The following is a 21,561-nucleotide window of genomic DNA, read 5'->3' as shown; positions in this document are numbered from 1 at the left end:
CGGAAGGACACGGAAAAAAGAAAAATGATTTGCCACGAAATCCACTAAAGAACACGAAATTAAAGACAAAGACTTGCCAGGCTTTTATTCAGTAATCTTTGTTCGTGTTTTTTCGTGGATTTCGTGGCAAAAAATTCTTTAAGTCTTTTCTTTCTGTGTCCTTCCGTGGATTCCGTGGCAAAGAATTTCTACAACCTGACGACAGACTAACCCCTGCCCTGCTACGCTGATAGCAAGCATTTCTGGCAAACACTTTCAGATAATTCGAACATGCATACAGCCATCACCATAGACGCACTTAAAGTACTGGACGCCATTGACCGCAAGGGCAGTTTTGCCGGGGCGGCGGGGGAGTTGTTCCGGGTGCCTTCGGCCATCAGTTACACGGTTCAGAAGCTCGAAGAAGATCTCAACGTCAGTATCTTTGACCGTAGCGGCCACAAAGCTGTGCTGACTCCGGCGGGGCGTTACCTGCTGGAGGAAGGGCGGTCTTTGCTTGAGGCAGCGGAGAACCTGGCCCACTCCACCCGCCAGGTGGCGGAAGGCTGGGAAACGCGGTTGCGGATCGGGTTTAACTCGCTGATGCCGGCAGACTGCCTGTTTCCCGCCATCGAGGCCTTTTACCAGCTGGGCGTGCCGGTGGATGTGCAGATTGTGGAGGAAGTATTCGCCGGTGCCTGGGATGCCCTGCAAAGCCGGCGGGTGGATATGATTGTGGGTGCAGACCAGCTCAGCAAACCGGCCGGCAGTTTCACTACCAAGGCGCTGGGCGAGGTGCCGTTTGTGTTTGCGGTGGCCGCCAGCCATCCGCTGGCGAACGCGAAAGAGCCTCTGGCGGAGGCGGATATTGCACCTTATCCGGCCGCCGTTGCGGCGGATACTTCCCGCTCACTACCACCCGGCCATGCCGGTATTTTCCGCAGGCAGCGAACGCTTACGGTCAGTAATATTGATCAGAAAATTGCCGTTCAGGAGGCCGGGCTCGGAGTTGGCTGGCTGCCAGTACCCCGCATCCGGGAACAGCTCGCCCGTGGTTCACTGGTTGCCAAGGAAGTGCACGAACCAAGGCCGGCCATTGCCATCCACCTGGCTCGGCACAGCGAAGACAAGGGCAAGGCCCTGATGTGGTTCTGGGATTATCTGGGCAATGACAACGGCATCCAGAACTGGCTGCAGCCGGAATAAATACCGGGCAGCCAGGCCAACCGGCAGCCCGGGTGTTTGCGATATACTCGGCCACCCGCATCGTTAAAAGTGACACACAAGGGAGTGCGCTCAATGCGTCAGCTGTCGGAACTGGATGCCTCGTTCCTGTACCTGGAGTCGGAAACCACGCCCATGCATATTGGCGGCGTGTATCTGTTCGACGCCAGCGACCTGCAATACCCCCTGGCATTCAGCACCTTTGTCGCGTATCTGCGCAGCCGCCTGCACGTGGTTCCCCTGTTCCGGCAGAAGCTCAAGGAAATCCCCCTGCGCCTGGGGCGCCCCTACTGGATTGATGACCCGGATTTCAGCATCGAGCGGCACCTGGCCTATGTGAACCTGGGCGAACACGGCAAGCAGTCGAGCCTGATGTCGCTGGCGTCCAAAATCCTGGAAGAGCCCCTGAAACGGGACCGCCCGCTGTGGCATATCACCTTCGTGGATGGCTTCAAGCTGGACGACCGGGAAGGCGAGAAAGAAGGCTTTGCCCTGATCGTAAAGCTGCACCACGCGGCTATCGATGCCTTCAGTGGCGAGGAAATCATGGGCAAGCTGCTGGAATACACGCCAGAGCCGCGCGCCATTCCCCAGCCCCGGCCCTGGCTGCCCCGGCCGGAACCGTCTGAAGAACGGGTGTTTCTACAGGCCGGCGCCAATATGCTGAAAACCCCGATGCAGTTTGCCTCGCTGGCTTACAATGCCGCCGAAGTCACCGCTCGCGGGCTCGTCCACCGGCAACTTCGCAAGCTGCCCTTGCCCCTGCCCCTGTTCACCGCACCCCACAGCCCGTTTAACCGGCAGATCACCGCCAACCGGCGGCTGGTTTCCACACAGGTAAGCCTGTCCCGGCTGAAAGCCATCAAATCCAGCCTGGCTGACGTAACCCTGAACGATGTGGTTCTGGGCCTGTGTGCGGAGGTCCTGCGCCGCTACCTGCTTATGCAGGATAACGGCACCGACCGCTCACTGGTTGCCATGACCCCCATCTCCGTGCGCTCCAGCAGTCTGCGACGGGCTACCGGCAACCAGATGTCTGCCATGCTGCTGGACCTGGCCACCACCGAGCCCAACCCGGCCGCGCGGATTCGCCGCATCCATCGCAACGCGGTGGATTCGGAACCCTACCGCGAAGCCATTGCCGCCGACCGGCTCACCGAACTGCTGCCCTCTACCCTGCTGGCGCTCTCGGCCCGGCTGTATTCGGAACTGCAGGTGGCCCAGCGCTACCAGCCCCTGTTCAACCTGCCCATTACCAATGTACCTGGCCCACAGGTACCACTGTTCCTGCAAGGCGCCAGGCTGGTACAGCAGTTCAACAGTGCGCCGCTGTTCGACAGCATGGGGCTGGTAATTGTTGCGGTGAGCTATCAGGGCCAGCTGACCCTCAACTTCACCCTGTGCCCGGATGTCGTCGCGGATGGCGATGCATTTAAAGCGTTAACCGAGGAAAGCCTGGCCAGCATGGAAGCCGCGGTCGCCTCACTGGGCCCGGACGAAGGTAACGAGTTGCCGGCAAGCGGCAGCCAGAGCCTGACCGACGAACTGATGAACTACATGGAAGGTTTTCTGAAGAGCGGTCTGAAGCGCTTCAAACGCTAATGCAAAGGCCGGGCACTGTGCCCGGCCTTTTGCAGGTTTATTCGAACGCCCAGCGCAGGAACTCGCGCTTTTCTTCTTCAGTGGCGTCGCCCCACAGGGACTTCATACGGTCCAGCGTTGATCCGGATTGCGCATCACCGCTCACGCCAGTACCCGGCGGGATCACCCTGCCAGGTATCAATGCGCACAAGGGAGGAAGCGCAGCCCACCAGGGTAACGCTGAGCATTAAAACCACCAGCTTGAAAAACCCGCGAACGTGACACATACTCATTTAGCTCCTTTTCCATAGGACGGCCCTTCAGTGGGCCAGGACACGTGACTGACAACTGCCAAGCATTCTGAACATACCCGGGGCTCAGGGCAAGAACGTCAAACCTTAAACTGCGCAATCAAAGCTCGGGAGGTTACCATGGACACCCAGCGAAGAACCGGAGAAGACGGACCACCACCCTTTCGCAGCAGCCGATTTTTCTGTGTTGGCAGCAAGTGGTATTTCACCACCCGGGAAGGCTTTGACAGCGGCCCCTTCGCCACCCGTGAGCGAGCGGAAATCGGGCTGAAGCGGTTCCTGCACGTGGTGCGTATGCTGCCAGACGAGCCGCAGCTGCACTGAACAGCACCGTTAGACGATATAGGGCATCACCCAGGTGTCGATTCCCCACAGGCAGGCCAGCGCCATGATGCCTGCGACGACGTCATCCACCATAATTCCCAGCCCGCCGGGTAGCCGGGCATCCAGCCAGTTGATAGGCCAGGGCTTGAGCACATCGAAGAAACGGAACAGCATGAACGCCATCAGCACGCCGTAAATCTGGTCCGGAAACAACCCCAGGGCAATCCACATGCCCACAAACTCGTCCCATACAATGCCACCGTGGTCGTGCACCTTCAGGTCGTCGGCGGTTTTACCGCACAGCCAGATCCCCACCACAAATGCAGCCAATACCACCAGCCAGTAGGCCATCGGTGGCAACCAGGCGAACGCATACCAAACAGGAATAGCGGCCAGGCTACCCCAGGTGCCAGGTGCCTTTGGCGCAGCACCACTGCCAAAGCCGAAGGCCAGAAAATGCACCGGATGGCGCAGAAAGCCCGGCGGCAGGATGGCGGCCGGAGCATCCGGTTCATGCATCAAGTTATCGTCTGTCAATCAGACCTCCCGAAATGGTCATATCCCTGGGTTTGGTAGCCGGCAGGCGCGCCTGCTAACGTCAGCCCCGGCTCCGGCACAATCCGGCCGATCACCGTCAGTTGTTCACGGACTGGCGCAGGCAGCGCGGCCAGTGTCTCCGGGGCGATGGTCAGGCACAGCTGGTAGTCGTCACCAGCGGTCAGGGCGAGGTCCAGCGCCCGCACTCCCTGCAACTGCCTAAGCTCTTCCGACATCGGAATGCTGGCCACATCCAGTTCGGCACCCACACCAGACGCCTCCAGAATGTGCTGCAAGTCTGCCAGCAGGCCGTCAGAAATATCGATAGCGGCGCTGGCCTTACCGGCCAGGCTTGCCCCGAGTTTCAGTTGGGGTTGCGGGCTATGGTAACTGCCCAGCAGGGCCTTTTGCCGTGCGCCCGGTTCCGGATCCTCAAGATAGTCCAGCGCAGCACCGGCGTTGCCCAGCGGGCCGGTTACGCATACCTGGTCACCCTCTCGGGCGCCGGAGCGCAACAAAGCCTGGCCGGCCCTTACGGTGCCATGAACCTGGATAGTGATCGTTAACGGGCCTCGGGTGGTGTCACCGCCGGCCAGGGTAATACCGAACGCCTGGCTGGCCCGGGACAGCCCTTCGGCAAAGCCCGCCAACCAGTCGGAATCTGCTTCCGGCAGGCTCAGGGCCAGGGTAAAGCAGACAGGCTCGGCACCCATGGCCGCCAGGTCACTGACGGCTACCGCCAGTGCCCGCCACCCAAGGTGGGAAGGAGCATAGTGAGGGGGAAAGTGGACACCCTCTACCAGGGTATCCACTGAAAACACCAGGTCGCGGCCCGGCGGCACCCGCTGGATGGCGCAGTCATCTCCGGGGCCAAGCACAAGCTGATCGTTCCTGGCGTTGCTTGCCAGCGGCTGGAAGTACTGCCGGATCAGCTCGAATTCACCCATGAATCAGCGTGGACGGGTTTCGGCCAGCCGCAGGCGGCGGCTCAGTTTGTCCAGCACACTGTTCACGAACTTGTGGCCTTCAGTACCGCCAAAGCGCTTGGCCATTTCGATACCTTCGTTGATCACCACTTTATAGGGCACATCGATACGGCATTTCAGCTCGTAGGCACCCAGGCGCACGATGGCCAGTTCAACCGGATCCACTTCTTTCAGGGGACGGTCGAGGAACGGCTCGATCAGCCTGTCCAGTTCGGCCTGCTCCCGGTGTACGCCCCGCAGCAGGTCGCGGAAGTACATGATATCCACCTTGCTCATGTCGTTATCAACCATGAACTCGGCTTCAATATCAGAGATCGGAGACTTGCTGAAGTGCCGCTGATACAGGCCCTGCATAGCAAGGGCCCTCGCCCGGCGGCGGTCGCCAGCTTTTGGCTGGCTGGTTTTCCCCGGTTGGGGAGAGGTATCACCCGCTTCGCTCATTACTCACCCAACTTTTTGAACAGACTGACCATTTCCAGGGCAGTAATCGCAGCTTCCGCACCTTTGTTACCGGCCTTGGTGCCGGAGCGCTCGATGGCCTGCTCGATGGAGTCCACGGTCAGTACACCGAAGGTGACCGGCACGTCGGTTTCCAGGCTGACAGCGCCCAGGCCACTGGAGGCTTCACCGGCTACGTATTCAAAGTGCGGAGTACCACCACGAATCACTGCGCCCAGGGCGATGATGGCGTCGTAGTCGGAGGTTTCCGCCACACGCTTGACCGCCAGCGGCATTTCGTAGGCACCCGGTACGCGGATAATGGTGATGTCGTCATCGGCAATACCGTGGCGGCGCAGGGTATCTACCGCACCTTCCACCAGGCTTTCTACAACAAAGCCGTTAAACCGGCCAACCACCAGCGCGTAACGGCCGCTGCACTGGGTAAAATCACCTTCAATTACTTTGATATCTGCCATCTCGGGCTCCTTCGCGGGCTGCCGGAATCAGGGCGGCAGCCGGGTTGATCATTCGTGGGTATAGGGTACGTATTCCACCACTTCCAGGTCGAAACCGGAGATGGCGGAGAATTTCACCGGCGGGCTCAGCAGGCGCATTTTGCCCACGCCGATGTCGCGCAGAATCTGCGAACCGGTACCCACGGTAAAGTACACACCGGAGCTGCCCTTGCCTGCTGACTTCGGGCCCTGGTCGTAGAATTCCTGGATACGGTCTTCCAGGTTGTAGCTGTCTTCCGCACTGTTGAGCAGAACCACCACGCCGCGCCCTTCAGTGGCCACTTTTTCAAGGGCATGGTGCAGCGGCCAGCTGCGGGAATCCTTACGCCGGGCACCCAGCAGGTCGCGCAGGGTGTCGGTAATATGCACCCGCACAAACACCGGCTCATCCGGGCTGATGTCGCCCATCACCATGGCCAGGTGGGTGGCACCCTGAACATTGTCCCGGTAGGTGCGCAACTTGAACACGCCATATTCGGTATCCAGCTCGTGCTCTTCCACACACTCCACGGTTTTCTCGTTCATGGTGCGGTAGTGGATCAGGTCTGCGATGGTGCCGACCTTAAGGCCGTGCTCTTCGGCAAAGCGTTCCAGGTCTTCACGGCGGGCCATGGAGCCATCGTCGTTCATGATCTCGCAGATCACACCCGCCGGTTCGCAACCGGCCAGCGCAGCCAGGTCACAGGAGGCTTCGGTGTGGCCGGCACGGCTCAATACACCGCCGGGATCGGACATCAGCGGGAAGATATGGCCCGGCTGAACCAGGTCAGACGCCTTGGCATCGCGTGCCACGGCAGCCTGCACGGTGCGGGCGCGGTCAGCGGCCGAGATGCCGGTGGTGACGCCTTCACGGGCTTCGATAGACAGCGTGAACTTGGTGCCGAAGCCGGAGGCGTTCTGCTGAACCATCAGCGGCAGGCCCAGCTGTTCGCAACGCTGCCGGGTCATGGGCATGCAGATCAGGCCGCGGCCGAACCTCGCCATAAAGTTGATGGCTTCCGGCGTGCAGTGTTCTGCAGCCATCACCAGGTCGCCTTCGTTTTCGCGATCTTCGTCGTCCATCAGGATAACCATCTTGCCCTGACGGATATCTTCGATTATCTCTTCAATACTGTTCAGTGCCATACGGTTCCGCACCCTGTCACCCCTGCCCTCACCATTGAAGGCCCGGAGGAATGAATTGAATGTTTAGTGGCGGGCCAGGATCAATCGCTGATCCTCTCCTACCTGTCGGCGATCCAGCACCTTCCATTGCACTTTGTCTGCCATGACTTCGATGGGCAGGTGGGCGGTCGGGCGCCCGGTACTGCCCAGAAAAACCGGTGCCTGGTAGAGCCAGAGTTCGTCTACCAGGTTCTCGTTGATAAAGGTGCCTGCCAGTGTCGGGCCGGCCTCTACCAGTAATTCGTTGATGCCCAGTTCACCCAGGGCATCCAGTAACTCGGATACATCCACGCCGTTGTCTTTCCAGGCCACACCCGTCAGGCGAACGCCCAGTGCCGCCAAATCCTGTGCCGGGCCGGTGGCCAGGGTAGAGCTGGCACAGAACACCTGCACGTTACCACCCCGAAGAATCCGGGCTGTGGACGGTGTGCGGGCATCACGGTCTGCAATCACCCGCAACGGCTGGCGCGACGGATCGGTGGCATCGCCGGTATCGCCCATTTCGTCCCGGCGCACGGTCAGGGACGGGTCATCGGCCAAAACCGTACCGACACCTGTCAGAATAGCATCACTCATGGCCCGCAGCCTTTGCACGTCTTGCCGTGCCTCGGGCCCGGTAATCCACTGGCTTTCACCGGAAGCCATGGCGGTGCGGCCATCCAGGCTCGCGGCCATTTTCAGCCGTACCCAGGGCCGTCCGGTGCGCATGCGCTTCATGAACCCCGGATTCAGGCGGGCGGCTTCATCCCCCATCAGGCCTTCAGTCACCCGGATACCGGCTTCCCGCAGCATATCCAGCCCCCGGCCAGACACCGAGGGGTTGGGGTCTGTCGTTGCTGCAAACACCTGGGCAACTCCGGCCTCTATCAGCGCCTTCGCACAGGGCGGCGTGCGGCCGTAGTGGCTGCAGGGCTCCAGGGTGACGTAGGCCGTAGCGCCCCGGGCTTCATACCCGGCCTGGCTCAGGGCCCGCACTTCCGCATGGGCTTCGCCGGCCCGCTCGTGCCAGCCCTCACCAACAATCCGGTTACCCCTGGCGATCACGCAGCCAACCCTGGGGTTCGGATGGGTGGAATAACGGCCGCGCCAGGCCAGCTGGATGGCCCGGGCCATCATTGCCCGGTCACGGTCTGAAATCATTCTTTGCCTTTGTCTGACTGGTTATCCGCCAGCACACGGGCAACATCCACGGCGGCATCGCCATTGCCCTGAGACAAGCGCTCGATTTCTTCCTTGAACTCGTTGATGTCCTGAAAGCTGCGATACACCGAGGCAAAGCGTACATAGGCCACTTTGTCGAGCTGGCGCAGTTCGGTCATTACCTCTTCGCCCAGCTGCATGGATTTTACTTCACGCTCGCCGGTGGCTCTCAGGCGGTATTTGATCCGGTTCAGGGCAGCATCGATCTGCTCGATGCTCACCGGCCGTTTTTCCAGTGCCTTCATCAGCCCTGCCCGCAGTTTTTCTTCATCAAAGGGCTGACGGGTGCCGTCCTGCTTGACCACCCGGGGCATCACCAGTTCGGCGGTTTCAAAGGTGGTAAAACGCTCGTGGCAGGACAAGCACTCCCTGCGGCGGCGCACCTGGTCGCCCTCGGCCACCAGACGTGAATCAATCACCTTGGTATCGGCTTCACCACAGAAAGGACAATGCATAATTCACAGGCTCCGGAAAGGAAGAACCCGGGTGGTCCTTGCGGAGCACCCGGGCAGGCACATTACCGTGCGTTTCAGCCGTAAACCGGGAAGCGGGCACACACCGCTTCAACCTGTTCACGTACGCGGCTGATGACGGCGTCGTCTTCAAGGTTGTCGAGGATGTCGCACATCCAGCCAGCCAGGTCACGGCATTCCTGCTCACCAAAGCCGCGAGTGGTAACCGCCGGGGTACCGATACGCAGGCCGGAGGTCACGAACGGCGAACGCGGGTCGTTCGGAACGGCGTTCTTGTTTACGGTGATGTGGGCGCGGCCCAGGGCGGCGTCGGCATCTTTACCCGTGATGTCCTGCTTGATCAGGCTGACCAGGAACAGATGGTTCTTGGTGCCACCGGAAACCACGTCAAAGCCGCGCTCGATGAACACTTCGGCCATGGCGGCAGCGTTCTTAACTACCTGCTGTTGGTAGGCCTTGAACTCGTCGCTCATGGCTTCCTTGAAGCACACAGCCTTAGCGGCGATGACGTGCATCAGCGGGCCACCCTGGCCACCCGGGAAGACGGCAGAGTTCAGTTTCTTCTGCAGGTCTTCGTCGTCGCAGGCCAGGATCAGGCCGCCACGGGGGCCGCGCAGAGTCTTGTGCGTAGTGGTGGTGACAACGTGAGCGTGAGGAACGGGATCCGGGTAAACACCCGCAGCAACCAGGCCTGCTACGTGCGCCATATCTACGAACAGGTAAGCATCAACCTTGTCAGCAATCTCGCGGAAGCGGGCAAAGTCCAGTTCCTGGGAGTAGGCAGAGAAGCCAGCAATAATCATCTTCGGCTTGTTCTCAACGGCCAGTGCTTCCACTTCGTCGTAATCGATCAGGCCGGTTTCCGGGTTCAGGCCGTACTGAACGGCGTGGTAGATCTTGCCGGAGAAGTTCACGCTGGCACCGTGGGTCAGGTGACCACCGTGGGCCAGGCTCATGCCCAGAACGGTGTCGCCGGGCTTGAGCAGCGCCATGAATACGGCGGAGTTAGCCTGGGAACCGGAGTGCGGCTGCACGTTGGCGTAGGCGGCACCAAACAGCTCCTTGGCACGGTCAATGGCCAGCTGCTCGGCAATATCGACAAACTCGCAACCACCGTAGTAGCGCTTGCCGGGGTAGCCTTCGGCGTACTTGTTGGTCAGCACGCTGCCCTGGGCTTCCATCACCCGCGGGCTGGTGTAGTTTTCGGATGCGATTAGCTCGATGTGCGCTTCCTGACGCTTCTCTTCCGCCTGCATGGCGTTCCACAATGCGTCATCGAATCCGGCGATTTTCATATCACGATTAAACATGGATGTGCTGCCCCTGTCTGTATGCTGGCCCGGCGCTGCCCCTGTGCAGGCCGTAACCCCTGAAAATTTGGGCCGCTATTCTATCGCGATTGCGGGTTAAAAATCATCCTTTATGGCGTCCGCAGATACCGGCACATCGGTGATCCCGGTTTTTGCTCAATTGCTATCCCTTTGGGGTTTAGATACCTTACGGGGTTCTGTTTTCAGGCAGGTTGTGAGTGGGCCTGCCTTAGTGACTTTTGCCACGGAACAAAGAGGTTTTAGCCGACATGGCCCAGTACGTATTTAGCATGAACCGCGTGGGCAAGGTGGTTCCGCCCAAGCGGGAGATTCTTAAAGACATTTCCCTGAGCTTCTTCCCGGGCGCCAAGATTGGCGTGCTGGGTCTGAACGGCTCAGGTAAGTCGACCCTGCTGCGTATCATGGCGGGCGTGGACCAGGACTACATCGGCGAAGCCAGGCCCCAACCCGGTATCAATGTGGGCTACCTGCCCCAGGAGCCGGAGCTGGACGAAGAGAAGACCGTCAAGGAAATCGTGGACGAGTCTGTCGCCCATGTTCACAACGCCCTGGCTGAATTGGACAAGGTATACGCCGCCTACGCCGAGCCGGATGCCGACTTTGACGAGCTGGCCAAGAAACAGGGCGAGCTGGAAGCGATCATCCAGGCCACCGACGGCCACGACATCGAACGCAAGATGGAAGTGGCCGCCGACGCCCTACGCCTGCCGGCCTGGGACCAGAAGGTGAAAGTACTGTCCGGTGGTGAGCGCCGCCGCGTGGCCCTGTGCCGCCTGCTGCTGTCCGGCCCGGACATGCTGCTGCTGGACGAGCCTACCAACCACCTGGATGCCGAATCCGTGGCCTGGCTGGAGCGCTTCCTGCACGATTACGAAGGCACTGTTGTGGCCATCACCCACGACCGTTACTTCCTGGACAACGTGGCCGGCTGGATTCTGGAACTGGACCGTGGCCAGGGCATTCCGTTCGAAGGCAACTACAGCCAGTGGCTGGAGAACAAAGAGAAGCGCCTGGAGATGGAATCCAAGCAGGAAGCTGCTCACCAGAAGGCCATCAAACAGGAACTGGAGTGGGTTCGCTCCAACGCCAAGGGCCGCCAGTCCAAGAGCAAGGCCCGCATGGCCCGCTTCGAGGAAATGAGCTCCCAGGAATTCCAGAAGCGCAACGAAACCAACGAACTGTACATCCCGCCCGGACCTCGCCTGGGCGACAAGGTGATCGAAGTAGACGGCATCAGCAAGGCCTTCGGTGACCGCCTGCTGTATGAAAACGTCTCACTCAACGTACCGGCCGGTGCCATTGTCGGCATTATCGGCGGTAACGGCGCCGGTAAATCCACCCTGTTCAAGATGATCGCGGGCATGGACAAGCCGGACTCCGGCACCATCACCGTGGGCGAAACCGTGGAACTGGCCTATGTCGACCAGATGCGCGACCTGGACGGCAGCAAGACCGTGTGGGAAGAGCTCTCGGACGGCCAGGACATCATCAAGGTAGGCAACTACGAGACCCCGTCCCGCGCCTACGTGGGCCGCTTCAACTTCAAGGGCACCGACCAGCAGAAGCGGGTGGGCGACCTGTCCGGTGGTGAGCGCAACCGCCTGCACCTGGCCAAGCTGCTGAAACAGGGCGGCAACGTATTGCTGCTGGACGAACCCACCAACGACCTGGACGTGGAAACCCTGCGCGCCCTGGAAGAAGCGTTGCTGAATTTCCCGGGCTCCGCCCTGGTAATCTCGCACGACCGCTGGTTCCTGGACCGGGTAGCGACCCACATCCTGGCGTTCGAAGACGACGGCGAAGTAGTCTACTTCGAAGGTAACTTCACTGACTACGATGCTGACTTCAAGAAGCGCAAAGGGGATTCTGCCATGCAGCCCAAGCGCATGAAGTACAAGAAGCTGGCCTGATGGCAAAGGTAAAAACCGCCTACGTCTGCACCGAATGCGGTGCGGACTATTCCAAGTGGCAGGGCCAGTGCACGGCCTGCCATGAATGGAACACCATCAGCGAAGTGCGCGGCGTATCGGGCCCCGGCAAAGGCGCTCGAAGCGCGCGGTTCGAGGGCTACGCAGGCAGCCTGTCGGCCGTCAAAAGCCTGGACGAAGTCAGCCTGGCCGAACAGGCCCGCATCAGCACCGGCATGCAGGAATTCGACCGGGTACTGGGCGGCGGTCTTGTGGAAGGCTCTGCCGTACTCATGGGTGGCCACCCGGGCGCAGGTAAAAGTACCCTGCTGCTGCAGGCAGTATGTCAGCTCGCCGCCCAGCACCCTGCCCTGTACGTAACCGGTGAGGAATCCCTGCAGCAGGTGGCCATGCGCGCCAAGCGGCTGGGCCTGCCCACCAAAGACCTGAAAATGCTCTCGGAAACCTCCGTGGAACGCCTGCTGCAGGTAGCCGAAGCGGAAAAACCCCGCATCCTGGTGATCGACAGTATCCAGGTAATGCACGTGGCGGAAATCGAATCCGCCCCCGGCTCGGTCTCCCAGGTACGCGAAAGCGCCGCTTTCCTCACCCGTTTTGCCAAGCAGACCGGCACGATTCTGCTGCTGGTCGGCCACGTCACCAAAGACGGCAGCCTGGCCGGGCCGAAGGTTCTGGAGCACATGATCGACTGCTCGATCCTGCTGGAAGGCTCCAGCGACAGCCGTTACCGCACCCTTCGCGGCATCAAGAACCGCTTCGGTGCGGTGAATGAGCTGGGCGTATTCGCCATGCTGGAACAGGGCCTGAAGGAAGTAAAAAACCCCAGCGCCATCTTCCTGAACCGGGGCGAAGAAGCCGCGCCGGGCAGTGTGGTGATGGTGGTGTGGGAAGGCACACGGCCAATGCTGGTGGAGATTCAGGCGCTGGTGGACATGGCCCAGGGCAGCTACCCGAGGCGAGTGGCCGTGGGCACAGACCAGAACCGGTTGGCGATGCTGCTGGCCGTGCTGCACCGCCATGGCGGGATGCATGTGGCGGATCAGGATGTGTTCGTGAACGTGGTGGGTGGCGTAAAGGTCAACGAGACCAGTGCAGACCTGGCGCTGCTTGCAGCGGTGGTTTCGTCCTTCCGCAACCGGGCTTTGCCGCAGGATCTGGTAATCTTCGGGGAAGTGGGCCTGTCCGGCGAAATCCGCCCGGTGCCAAGCGGGCAGGAGCGCATCTACGAAGCCGCCAAACACGGCTTTACGCGGGCCCTGGTGCCCAAAGGCAACGCACCGAGAAAGCCTGTGGAGGGCATGAAAGTCATCCCGGTAACCAAGCTATCGGATGCCCTTTCGGCGCTGGAGGAGCTTTAGAGTTCCCTGCTTCGAGGTTTGGAGCACAGGGGCAGTGTCGGGATCCCTTTTCCAAAAACCGCTACGAGCACATCCATGTGCGCTTCTCTCCGGCCATCCATGGCCTCCGAAATTTTTGGAAAAGGGATCCCGACACTGCCCCTCCATACATTGCAAAAGCCTGTCCCACACCGCCCTACCAAACATTGTGCAGACCGCGTAAGCACTAACCTATCAGCTTGGCGAAATCCCGTTCTAACAGAGCCAGGTCCCCCAGCTGACTGGCAACCAACCGCTCGAGATTCTCAGTACTTTCAGCGTCTATGTAATCACACCGAAAACCAAGCCGTTCATCATCTGTATGCCTCAGCTCAACGGCCATAACAATGCCAGTCGCATGGTCGTCTACATGAATCACCACCTCAAACGGCTTGTTATACGGCAACGCCTCACCTTCCGGACGTTTGACCATCACCCCACCGAAAGAAATATCCAGTACCTCGGACGACCAGACCTGGTCTTCACAGAACAATTCACAGGGAGCCCCGAACTCCATTCGGCTGAATTTACGTTTCTCTTTATTTGACGGTGCCAAGACAAAACTCCTGATCGGTTGGCTCTGTTTTGACTATAGACCCGACACAAACAGAAGCACAACACGCCAAAAGTATCTGATGACGTCAATAATCGTTAAACAGGGGGAGAGCAAAGGACTGCCACTGGGGGTTCGAAAGCAAGGAGGCGGGCAGGCCTCCAAAAAATTTCGGAGGCCATGGATGGCCGGAGAGAAGCGCACATGGGTGAGACAAGCGTTGATGAAGCGTAGCTTCATGCGCAGTCGAACGACAGCAATCTATGATTGCTGGCCGGACCCGCTTGCGGGGGCTCGTAGCGGTTTTTTGGAGGCGCATCCACCAGATCGCCACCCCCAACCCTAGCAGGCTAGGAGCGGCCTGGAACCAAAGTGAAAGCTTACCGGTGATACTCGGCACTCAATTCGACAACGGCATTGATGAACGCCCCGGCATGCTCCGGATCCACATCCGGGGTAATACCATGCCCCAGGTTGAAGATATGCCCGGAGCCGGAACCATAGCGGGACAGGATGTCTGCCACTTCCTGCCGGATGCGCTCTTTCGGCGCATACAGCATGGCCGGGTCCATGTTGCCCTGCAGGGCAACCTTGTCACCCACGCGGGCGCGGGCGTTGCCGATGTCGGTGGTCCAGTCCAGGCCAACGGCATCGCAGCCGGAATCGGCGATGGACTCCAGCCACTGGCCGCCGTTTTTGGTGAACAGGATTACCGGCACGCGGCGACCTTCGCTTTCGCGGATCAGGCCGGCGACGATTTTCCTCATGTAACGCAGGGAGAATTCTTCGTAGGCCCAGCTGCTCAGCACGCCGCCCCAGGTATCGAAGATCTGCACCGCCTGGGCGCCGGCCTTGATCTGGCCGTTCAGGTAGTCGATAACCGCATCCGCCAGGTGGTCCAGCAAGCGATGCATCACTTCCGGCTGGCCGTACATCAGCTTCTTGGCTTCCGAGAAGGTCTTCGAGGAGCCACCTTCAATCATATAGGTCGCCAGGGTCCAGGGGCTGCCGGAAAAGCCGATCAGCGGTACCCGGCCGTTCAGTTCACGGCGGATGGTGGAGACCGCGTTCATCACGTAGTCCAGGTCGGACTCGGCATTCATTTTCGGCAGCGCGTCTACGTCTGCTTCAGAACGAATCACCTTCCGGAATTTCGGACCTTCTCCGGTTTCGAAGTACAGGCCCAGCCCCAGCGCATCGGGAATGGTCAGGATGTCGGAGAACAGGATGGCGGCATCCAGCGGGTAGCGTTCCAGCGGCTGCAGGGTCACTTCACAGGCCAGCGGGGTGTTCTTGCACAGGCTGAGGAAGTCGCCGGCCTTGGCCCGGGTTGCGCGGTATTCCGGCAGGTAACGGCCGGCCTGGCGCATCATCCACACCGGGGTGCGGTCTACGGGCTGGCGCATGAGGGCGCGCAGGAAGCGATCGTTCTTCAGCTCAGTCATAATTCCAGTCTTCTCGTCGGTAAATGGTCAGAGACAATGGGAAGCAATGATACCCCGTTTGCGCCAATAAAAAAGGGCGGCTTTCCACTAGAAAGCCGCCCTTCTGACACCGGTCAAGCCGTTAATCAGACATCCAGGTAATCCAGGATGCCTTCTGCTGCCTGACGGCCTTCCCAGATGGCGGTCACCACCAGGTCAGAACCGCGCACCATATCGCCACCGGCGAAGATTTTCGGGTTACTGGTCTGGAACGGAAATTCCGACTGCTCCGGCGCGGTTACCCGGCCGGAGTCGTCGGTGTTTACGCCGAACTCGTCAAACCAGGGCGCCGGGCTGGGGCGGAAGCCGAAGGCCACCAGCACCGCGTCGGCCGGGATGATTTCCTCGCTACCGGGCACCACTTCCGGGCGGCGGCGGCCGTTTTCATCCGGGGCGCCCAGTTCGGTGGTGACCACTTTCACGCCTTCCACCTTGCCGTTGCCCACGATTTCAACGGGCTGGCGGTTGAACAGGAACTTCACCCCTTCTTCCTTGGCGTTGGCCACTTCACGGCGCGAACCCGGCATGTTTTCTTCGTCCCGGCGGTAGGCGCAGGTCACGCTTTCCGCCTGCTGGCGAATGGACGTGCGGTTACAGTCCATGGCGGTATCGCCACCGCCGAGCACCACGACATTCTTGTCTTTCATGTCGATGAACTCGGAGGGTTTTTGCTCGAAGCCCAGGCGGCGGTTGACGTTAGACACCAGGAACGGCAGGGCATCATACACACCCGGCAGGTCTTCGCCCGGGAAGCCGCCCTTCATGTAGGTGTAGGTGCCCATGCCCATGAACACGGCATCGAACTCGTCGATGATCGCCTTCAGCTGAACATCCTTGCCCACCTCGGTATTGAGGCGGAATTCCATGCCCATTTCCTCGAAGACCTGCCGGCGCCGGGCCATCACGGATTTTTCCAGCTTGAACTCGGGGATGCCGAAGGTCAGCAGGCCACCGATTTCCGGATACCGATCAAACACCACCGGTTTCACGCCATTGCGCACCAGGATGTCGGCACAGCCAAGGCCGGCCGGGCCAGCGCCGATTACCGCCACTTTCTTATCCGTCCACTTCACGTTGGACATATCCGGCTTCCAGCCCAGGGCGAAGGCGGTGTCGGTGATGTACTTTTCAACGGAACCGATGGTAACCGCGCCGTAGCCGTCGTTCAGGGTACAGGCACCTTCACACAGTCGGTCCTGCGGGCACACCCGGCCGCAGACTTCCGGCAGGGAGTTGGTCTGGTGGCACAACTCCACGGCTTTCATGATGTTGCCTTCCGACACCAGCTTCAGCCAGTTCGGAATGTAGTTGTGTACCGGGCACTTCCACTCGCAATACGGGTTACCGCACTCCAGGCACCGATGCGCCTGCGAGGCCGCATGGGTTTCGCTGAACGGGTGGTAGATTTCCCCGAACTCTTTCTTGCGCTTCTTGGCGGGCACCTTCTTGGGGTCTACCCGCCCTACTTCCACAAACTGAAAGTCATTATGGAGACGTTCTTTCATGTTGCTGCTCTCTTCATCTCGATTTCGACGGGGGCTGCGCCTGCCGGCAACAGCCCATCAACCTTTCTGAACCCGGGGTTATTCCGGGCGGGCACGGGTATTGGCCAGCAGGCTGCGCAGGTTCGCGGCCTTGGGCTTGACCAGCCAGAACCGGCCGATGTAATCGTCGAAATCCTCCAGAAGGTGCTCGGCCCAGGCACTTCCGGTTTCTGAAATATGCTCCCGGATCACACCGCGCAGGTGGTTCCGGTAGGCTTCCATGTCTTCCCGGGAGATCCGCTGGATATCCACCAGCTCGTGGTTGTACTTGTCCACGAAGGTGTTATCCAGGTCCAGTACGTAGGCAAAGCCGCCGGTCATACCGGCACCAAAGTTGTAGCCGGTGGAGCCCAGTACAGTCACCAGGCCGCCGGTCATGTACTCACAGCAGTGATCGCCTGCGCCTTCCACCACTGCGTGGGCACCGGAGTTACGCACGGCAAAACGTTCGCCTGCGGTACCGGCGGCAAACAGCTTGCCTCCGGTGGCACCGTACAGACAGGTGTTACCGATGATGGAGGTTTCCTGGGTGTTGAAGTCGCTGCCACGGGGCGGCTTGACCACCAGCTTGCCACCGGTCATGCCCTTGCCCACGTAGTCGTTGGCGTCGCCTTCCAGCACCATGTTCAGGCCACCTACGTTCCAGACACCAAAACTCTGGCCAGCCGTACCGGTAAGATCCAGCGTGATGGCTGCATCAGCCATGCCCTGGTTGCCATGCCGGGCGGCAATTTCACCAGACAGGCGGGCGCCGATGGAACGGTCGCAGTTGGTGACTTTGTAGCTCCAGGCGCCACCGGATTTCTCGGCGATAGCGGCGGCAGTGTCTTTCACCATCTGTTCTGCCAGTTTGCCCTCATCGAAGGGCTGGTTGCGCTCAACCTGGCACACCTGCGGCTTGTCGGCCGGAATATGATCGTTCTGCAGCAGGCGGCTGAGGTCCAGTTTCTTCTGGCGCTCGGTGTCGCCCGGCAGGCGTTCCAGCAGGTCTACGCGGCCCACCAGTTCTTCCAGGCTACGCACGCCCAGCCTGGCCAGCCACTCCCGGGTTTCTTCCGCTACAAAGCGGAAGAAGTTCATGGCCATTTCCACGGTGCCTTTGAAGTGCTCTTCCCGCAGGTAGTCGTTCTGGGTGGCAACGCCGGTGGCGCAGTTGTTCAGGTGGCAGATACGCAGGTATTTACAACCCAGGGCCACCATCGGCGTGGTGCCGAAACCAAAGCTCTCGGCACCCAGGATGGCTGCTTTCACGACATCCAGGCCGGTCTTGATACCGCCGTCAGTCTGCAGGCGAATCTTGCCACGCAGGTCGTTGGCACGCAGGGCCTGCTGGGTTTCGGTCAGGCCCAGCTCCCAGGGAGAACCGGCGTAGCGAATGGAGGTCAGCGGGCTGGCCGCAGTACCGCCGTCATAGCCGGATACGGTGATCAGGTCAGCATAGGCCTTGGCCACGCCGGCAGCGATGGTGCCGACACCCGGTTCGGATACCAGTTTCACAGACACCAGCGCTTCCGGGTTTACCTGCTTCAGGTCGAAGATCAGCTGAGCCAGGTCTTCGATGGAGTAGATATCATGGTGCGGCGGCGGCGAAATCAGGGTCACGCCGGGCACCGAGTAACGCAGCCGGGCGATCAGGTCATTCACCTTGCCACCGGGCAGCTGGCCGCCCTCACCGGGCTTGGCACCCTGAGCCACCTTGATCTGCATAACATCGGCACTGCGCAGGTATTCAGCCGTTACGCCGAAACGACCGGAGGCCACCTGCTTGATCTTGGAGCGCTTGTTGGTGCCATAGCGGGCCGGGTCTTCCCCGCCCTCACCGGAGTTGGAGCGGCCACCCAGGGTGTTCATGGCTACAGCCAGGGCTTCGTGGGCTTCCGGAGACAAGGCACCGAGGGACATGGCAGCGGAATCGAATCGGGGGAAGATGCTTTCCACCGGCTCTACTTCACTGAGGTCGATGCCTTTGATGTCTTTCCTGAAGGTCAGCAGATCCCGCAAGGTTGCCACCGGGCGCTCATTCACCAGGCCGGCGTATTCCTTGTAGTGACCATAGTCGCCGCTAATGACGGCATCCTGCAGCTTCGCCACCACATCCGGGTTGAAGGCATGGTATTCCTGGCCGTGCACATACTTCAGCAAACCACCGGGAGACAGGGGTTTGCGGGGTTTCCAAGCTACAGCGGCCAGTTGTTCCTGGTCCTGCTGGAAGTCATAGAAGTCCGCACCCTGAATACGGCTGGGCACGCCTTTGAAGCACAGGTCCACCACGCTGTCGGCCAGGCCGATGGCTTCGAACAGCTGGGCTCCCCGATAGGAGGTAATGGTGGAGATCCCCATCTTGGACAGGATCTTCAGCAAGCCCTTGTTGATGCCCTTGCGGTAATTGTTCTTGGCCTGGACCGGGTCCATCAGCATTTCGCCGGTGCGGATCAGGTCGTTCAGCACCTGGTAGGCCAGGTACGGATACACCGCGGTGGCACCAAAGCCGAACAGCACCGCAAAGTGGTGCGGGTCCCGGGCCCAGCCGGTTTCTACGATGATGTTGGAATCGCAACGCAGGCCGTTACGCACCAGGTGATGGTGCACAGCGCCGGTAGCCATCAGGGAGTTGATGGGCAGTTCACCTTCCGCCAGCCCCTTGTCGCTCAGAATCAGCAGTACCTTGGCACTGCGCACGGCATTGGCCGCCTGCTCGCAGATACGGCGAACCGCCTGCTCCAGCCCTTCTTCCGGGCGGTAGCTCAGGGCAATGTGCTCAACCTCGAAGCCCGGGCGATCGTTGTTGCTGATCTTCAGGAACTTGGCCGGTGACAGCACCGGCGTGGTCAGGATGATCCGGTTGGCGTGGTCCGGGGTTTCCTGGAACACGTTCTTTTCGGCACCCAGACACGTCTCCAGAGACATCACAATGGTCTCGCGGAGCGGATCGATGGGCGGGTTGGTTACCTGGGCGAACTTCTGCCGGAAGTAATCCGCCACGTGGCGAACCTTGCTGGACAGCACCGCCATGGGGGTATCGTCACCCATCGAGCCAACCGCTTCCTGGGCGCCTTCACCCAGCGGCCGCAGCACCTGATCCCGCTCTTCAAACGAGACATTGAACATCTTCTGGTGCACCAGCAGGTCGTCCGATTCCATCAACCGGAACTCGGGGGTGGCCTGGTCCAGGGTGGTTTCGATACGCAGGGAGTTGCCCCGCAGCCAGCGCTTGTACGGCTTGGCGTTTTTCAGCCGCTCATCGATATCCGGGGTGTGCAGTACTTCGCCGGTCTCGGTGTCGATGGCGAGCATCTGGCCCGGCCCTACCCGGCCCTTGGCAACCACGTCGTCCGGGGTGTAGCTGTAGGTGCCGACTTCAGATGCCAGTGTAATAAAGTCATCCTTGGTAACCACCCAGCGCGCCGGGCGCAGGCCGTTACGGTCGAGCATACACAGGGCGTAGCGGCCGTCGGACATAACCAGACCGGCCGGACCATCCCAGGGCTCCATGTGCATGGAGTTGTATTCGTAGAAGGCGCGCAGGTCCGGGTCCATGGTCTCAACGTTCTGCCATGCCGGCGGAATCATCATCCGCACAGCACGGAACAGGTCCACGCCACCGGCCAGCAGGATTTCCAGCATGTTGTCCATGCTGGAGGAGTCAGAACCGGTCAGGTTCACCAGCGGCTGCAGGGTTTGCAGGTCCGGCAGGGCCGGAGAGCTGAACTTGGCTGCCCGGGCAATAGCCCAGTTACGGTTGCCGTCAATGGTGTTGATTTCACCATTGTGGGCCAGGAACCGGAACGGCTGCGCCAAGGGCCAGCGCGGCATGGTGTTGGTAGAGAACCGCTGGTGGAACACGCAGATCGCGGTTTGCAGGTCCGGGTCGTCCAGATCCTTGTAGAAGTTAGCCAGGTCGGCCGGCATCATCAGGCCTTTGTAGGCCAGGGTGCGGTGAGACAGGCTGCAGATGTAGAACTCGGAGTCATCCGCCATATCCCGCTCGGCATGGCGGCGGCCAACAAACATGCTGATGGCAAAGTCTTGCTCAGACTTTCCGGCCGGCAGCACGAACACCTGCTCAATGCGGGGCATACAATCCCTGGCCATCGGGCCCAGGCAACTGTCGTCTACCGGCACTTCCCGCCAGCCCATGATTTCCAGGCCCTGCTCGGTCAATCTTTGTTCAACCGCAGCCCTTCCGGCCGCAGCCCTGGCTTCCTCCGGAGCTAAAAAAACCTGGCCAACTGCAAACAAGTCGCCAGGTTTTTTTCCGAACGCCGCTTCCGCAGCTTTATTGAGGAAGGCCTTGGGGCTCTGCAAAAGGAGCCCACAACCATCGCCGGTTTTACCATCTGCTGCGATGCCTCCGCGGTGGGTCATACAGGTGAGGGATTCGATAGCAGTTTGCAACAGCTTATGGCTGGCCTCGCCCTTCATGTGGGCAATCAGGCCAAAACCGCAGTTGTCCCTGAATTCATCGGGATGATACAAGCCTGTTGTCATAAGCGTTCTCTCGTGTAAAAAGGCTTCCCGCCAGCCCCTTATGCACTGCCTTAGTGCACAAAATGAACTGACACCAAAAAAAAGGGGGAAGGGAGTCTACGCACGTATTTGTACCTACGCAA

The 21,561-nt window shown here is 60.2% G+C and carries 19 protein-coding genes; 5 read left to right on the top strand and 14 right to left on the bottom strand.

Going from position 1 to position 21,561, the window contains the following annotated elements:
* Positions 1–270 precede the first annotated feature (270 nt).
* Positions 271–1,185: a LysR substrate-binding domain-containing protein gene (locus B2589_RS10770; RefSeq protein WP_286816576.1), complete on the top strand. Its 915-nt coding sequence runs from the start codon at positions 271–273 to the stop codon at positions 1,183–1,185.
* 93 nt (positions 1,186–1,278) lie between these two features.
* Entirely contained in the window at positions 1,279–2,805 is a 1,527-nt protein-coding gene (locus B2589_RS10765; protein ID WP_286816575.1) for a WS/DGAT/MGAT family O-acyltransferase, read from the top strand.
* A 37-nt stretch (positions 2,806–2,842) separates the two neighbouring features.
* Here B2589_RS10765 and B2589_RS10760 read toward each other — a convergent pair whose 3' ends face one another.
* Together B2589_RS10760 and B2589_RS10755 are read right to left on the bottom strand one after the other, a co-directional pair.
* Entirely contained in the window at positions 2,843–2,950 is a 108-nt protein-coding gene (locus tag B2589_RS10760) for a DUF2057 domain-containing protein (protein WP_228285886.1), read from the bottom strand.
* The gene (locus B2589_RS10755; protein ID WP_286816574.1) at positions 2,940–3,077 is read right to left on the bottom strand and encodes a hypothetical protein; all 138 of its coding nucleotides are present in this window, start codon (positions 3,075–3,077) and stop codon (positions 2,940–2,942) included. Before B2589_RS10755 ends, B2589_RS10760 begins: the two co-directional genes overlap by 11 nt.
* 138 nt (positions 3,078–3,215) lie before the next feature.
* On the opposite strand from B2589_RS10755, the gene B2589_RS10750 reads away from it, so the two are divergent.
* Positions 3,216–3,419: a DUF6316 family protein gene (locus B2589_RS10750; protein WP_022987747.1), complete on the top strand. Its 204-nt coding sequence runs from the start codon at positions 3,216–3,218 to the stop codon at positions 3,417–3,419.
* A gap of 9 nt (positions 3,420–3,428) precedes the next feature.
* Here B2589_RS10750 and B2589_RS10745 read toward each other — a convergent pair whose 3' ends face one another.
* From B2589_RS10745 to glyA, 8 genes are all read right to left on the bottom strand, one after another.
* Positions 3,429–3,938, bottom strand: a complete 510-nt coding sequence (locus tag B2589_RS10745; protein WP_414673951.1) for a phosphatidylglycerophosphatase A family protein — start codon at positions 3,936–3,938, stop codon at positions 3,429–3,431.
* A 14-nt stretch (positions 3,939–3,952) separates the two neighbouring features.
* A complete protein-coding gene (gene thiL, locus B2589_RS10740; protein ID WP_286816572.1) occupies positions 3,953–4,903 on the bottom strand; it encodes a thiamine-phosphate kinase in 951 nt (316 codons plus the stop codon).
* A gap of 3 nt (positions 4,904–4,906) precedes the next feature.
* Entirely contained in the window at positions 4,907–5,383 is a 477-nt protein-coding gene (gene nusB / locus B2589_RS10735; RefSeq protein WP_022987744.1) for a transcription antitermination factor NusB, read from the bottom strand.
* A complete protein-coding gene (gene ribE, locus B2589_RS10730; protein WP_022987743.1) occupies positions 5,383–5,859 on the bottom strand; it encodes a 6,7-dimethyl-8-ribityllumazine synthase in 477 nt (158 codons plus the stop codon). The genes nusB and ribE overlap by 1 nt, the downstream gene beginning before the upstream one ends.
* Positions 5,860–5,907: 48 nt before the next feature.
* A complete protein-coding gene (gene ribBA / locus B2589_RS10725) occupies positions 5,908–7,023 on the bottom strand; it encodes a bifunctional 3,4-dihydroxy-2-butanone-4-phosphate synthase/GTP cyclohydrolase II (RefSeq protein ID WP_058341536.1) in 1,116 nt (371 codons plus the stop codon).
* A gap of 63 nt (positions 7,024–7,086) precedes the next feature.
* Entirely contained in the window at positions 7,087–8,202 is a 1,116-nt protein-coding gene (ribD, locus tag B2589_RS10720) for a bifunctional diaminohydroxyphosphoribosylaminopyrimidine deaminase/5-amino-6-(5-phosphoribosylamino)uracil reductase RibD (RefSeq protein WP_058341535.1), read from the bottom strand.
* On the bottom strand, positions 8,199–8,717 hold the full coding sequence (gene nrdR / locus B2589_RS10715) for a transcriptional regulator NrdR (protein ID WP_058341534.1): 519 nt from the start codon (positions 8,715–8,717) through the stop codon (positions 8,199–8,201). The genes ribD and nrdR overlap by 4 nt, the downstream gene beginning before the upstream one ends.
* Positions 8,718–8,791: 74 nt before the next feature.
* A complete protein-coding gene (glyA, locus tag B2589_RS10710) occupies positions 8,792–10,045 on the bottom strand; it encodes a serine hydroxymethyltransferase (protein WP_286816571.1) in 1,254 nt (417 codons plus the stop codon).
* A gap of 269 nt (positions 10,046–10,314) precedes the next feature.
* Between glyA and ettA the strand changes: the two genes are divergently transcribed.
* Both ettA and radA read left to right on the top strand, forming a co-directional pair.
* Positions 10,315–11,976 carry an energy-dependent translational throttle protein EttA gene (gene ettA / locus B2589_RS10705; RefSeq protein ID WP_286816570.1) on the top strand — a complete coding sequence of 554 codons (1,662 nt, stop codon included), beginning with the start codon at positions 10,315–10,317 and terminating at the stop codon, positions 11,974–11,976.
* Entirely contained in the window at positions 11,976–13,352 is a 1,377-nt protein-coding gene (gene radA / locus B2589_RS10700) for a DNA repair protein RadA (protein WP_022987737.1), read from the top strand. Before ettA ends, radA begins: the two co-directional genes overlap by 1 nt.
* Before the next feature lie 205 nt (positions 13,353–13,557).
* Here radA and B2589_RS10695 read toward each other — a convergent pair whose 3' ends face one another.
* The 4 genes from B2589_RS10695 to gltB form a co-directional block, all read right to left on the bottom strand.
* A complete protein-coding gene (locus B2589_RS10695) occupies positions 13,558–13,926 on the bottom strand; it encodes a PilZ domain-containing protein (protein WP_286816569.1) in 369 nt (122 codons plus the stop codon).
* A 377-nt stretch (positions 13,927–14,303) separates the two neighbouring features.
* The gene (gene hemE, locus B2589_RS10690; protein ID WP_022987735.1) at positions 14,304–15,368 is read right to left on the bottom strand and encodes a uroporphyrinogen decarboxylase; all 1,065 of its coding nucleotides are present in this window, start codon (positions 15,366–15,368) and stop codon (positions 14,304–14,306) included.
* 125 nt (positions 15,369–15,493) lie between these two features.
* Positions 15,494–16,912: an FAD-dependent oxidoreductase gene (locus B2589_RS10685; protein ID WP_058341530.1), complete on the bottom strand. Its 1,419-nt coding sequence runs from the start codon at positions 16,910–16,912 to the stop codon at positions 15,494–15,496.
* A 78-nt stretch (positions 16,913–16,990) separates the two neighbouring features.
* Positions 16,991–21,439 carry a glutamate synthase large subunit gene (gene gltB / locus B2589_RS10680; RefSeq protein WP_286816568.1) on the bottom strand — a complete coding sequence of 1,483 codons (4,449 nt, stop codon included), beginning with the start codon at positions 21,437–21,439 and terminating at the stop codon, positions 16,991–16,993.
* Between the last annotated feature and the right edge of the window lie 122 nt (positions 21,440–21,561).

It is taken from the genome of Marinobacter sp. UBA3607 (assembly GCF_002375525.1).
Taxonomy (GTDB): domain Bacteria; phylum Pseudomonadota; class Gammaproteobacteria; order Pseudomonadales; family Oleiphilaceae; genus Marinobacter; species Marinobacter vinifirmus.
The sequence above is the reverse complement of the archived record's forward strand: the minus strand, read 5'-3'. Positions and strand labels throughout refer to the sequence as shown.

Excerpts from the sequence above, each read along its gene's own strand:
- B2589_RS10770 (WP_286816576.1), top strand. The coding sequence starts at position 271 with ATGCATACAGCCATCACCATAGACGCACTTAAAGTACTGGACGCCATT.
- B2589_RS10765 (WP_286816575.1), top strand. The coding sequence starts at position 1,279 with ATGCGTCAGCTGTCGGAACTGGATGCCTCGTTCCTGTACCTGGAGTCG.
- B2589_RS10755 (WP_286816574.1), bottom strand. The coding sequence starts at position 3,077 with ATGAGTATGTGTCACGTTCGCGGGTTTTTCAAGCTGGTGGTTTTAATG.
- B2589_RS10750 (WP_022987747.1), top strand. The coding sequence starts at position 3,216 with ATGGACACCCAGCGAAGAACCGGAGAAGACGGACCACCACCCTTTCGC.
- B2589_RS10745 (WP_414673951.1), bottom strand. The coding sequence starts at position 3,938 with ATGCATGAACCGGATGCTCCGGCCGCCATCCTGCCGCCGGGCTTTCTG.
- thiL (WP_286816572.1), bottom strand. The coding sequence starts at position 4,903 with ATGGGTGAATTCGAGCTGATCCGGCAGTACTTCCAGCCGCTGGCAAGC.
- nusB (WP_022987744.1), bottom strand. The coding sequence starts at position 5,383 with ATGAGCGAAGCGGGTGATACCTCTCCCCAACCGGGGAAAACCAGCCAG.
- ribE (WP_022987743.1), bottom strand. The coding sequence starts at position 5,859 with ATGGCAGATATCAAAGTAATTGAAGGTGATTTTACCCAGTGCAGCGGC.
- ribBA (WP_058341536.1), bottom strand. The coding sequence starts at position 7,023 with ATGGCACTGAACAGTATTGAAGAGATAATCGAAGATATCCGTCAGGGC.
- ribD (WP_058341535.1), bottom strand. The coding sequence starts at position 8,202 with ATGATTTCAGACCGTGACCGGGCAATGATGGCCCGGGCCATCCAGCTG.
- nrdR (WP_058341534.1), bottom strand. The coding sequence starts at position 8,717 with ATGCATTGTCCTTTCTGTGGTGAAGCCGATACCAAGGTGATTGATTCA.
- glyA (WP_286816571.1), bottom strand. The coding sequence starts at position 10,045 with ATGTTTAATCGTGATATGAAAATCGCCGGATTCGATGACGCATTGTGG.
- ettA (WP_286816570.1), top strand. The coding sequence starts at position 10,315 with ATGGCCCAGTACGTATTTAGCATGAACCGCGTGGGCAAGGTGGTTCCG.
- radA (WP_022987737.1), top strand. The coding sequence starts at position 11,976 with ATGGCAAAGGTAAAAACCGCCTACGTCTGCACCGAATGCGGTGCGGAC.
- hemE (WP_022987735.1), bottom strand. The coding sequence starts at position 15,368 with ATGACTGAGCTGAAGAACGATCGCTTCCTGCGCGCCCTCATGCGCCAG.
- B2589_RS10685 (WP_058341530.1), bottom strand. The coding sequence starts at position 16,912 with ATGAAAGAACGTCTCCATAATGACTTTCAGTTTGTGGAAGTAGGGCGG.
- gltB (WP_286816568.1), bottom strand. The coding sequence starts at position 21,439 with ATGACAACAGGCTTGTATCATCCCGATGAATTCAGGGACAACTGCGGT.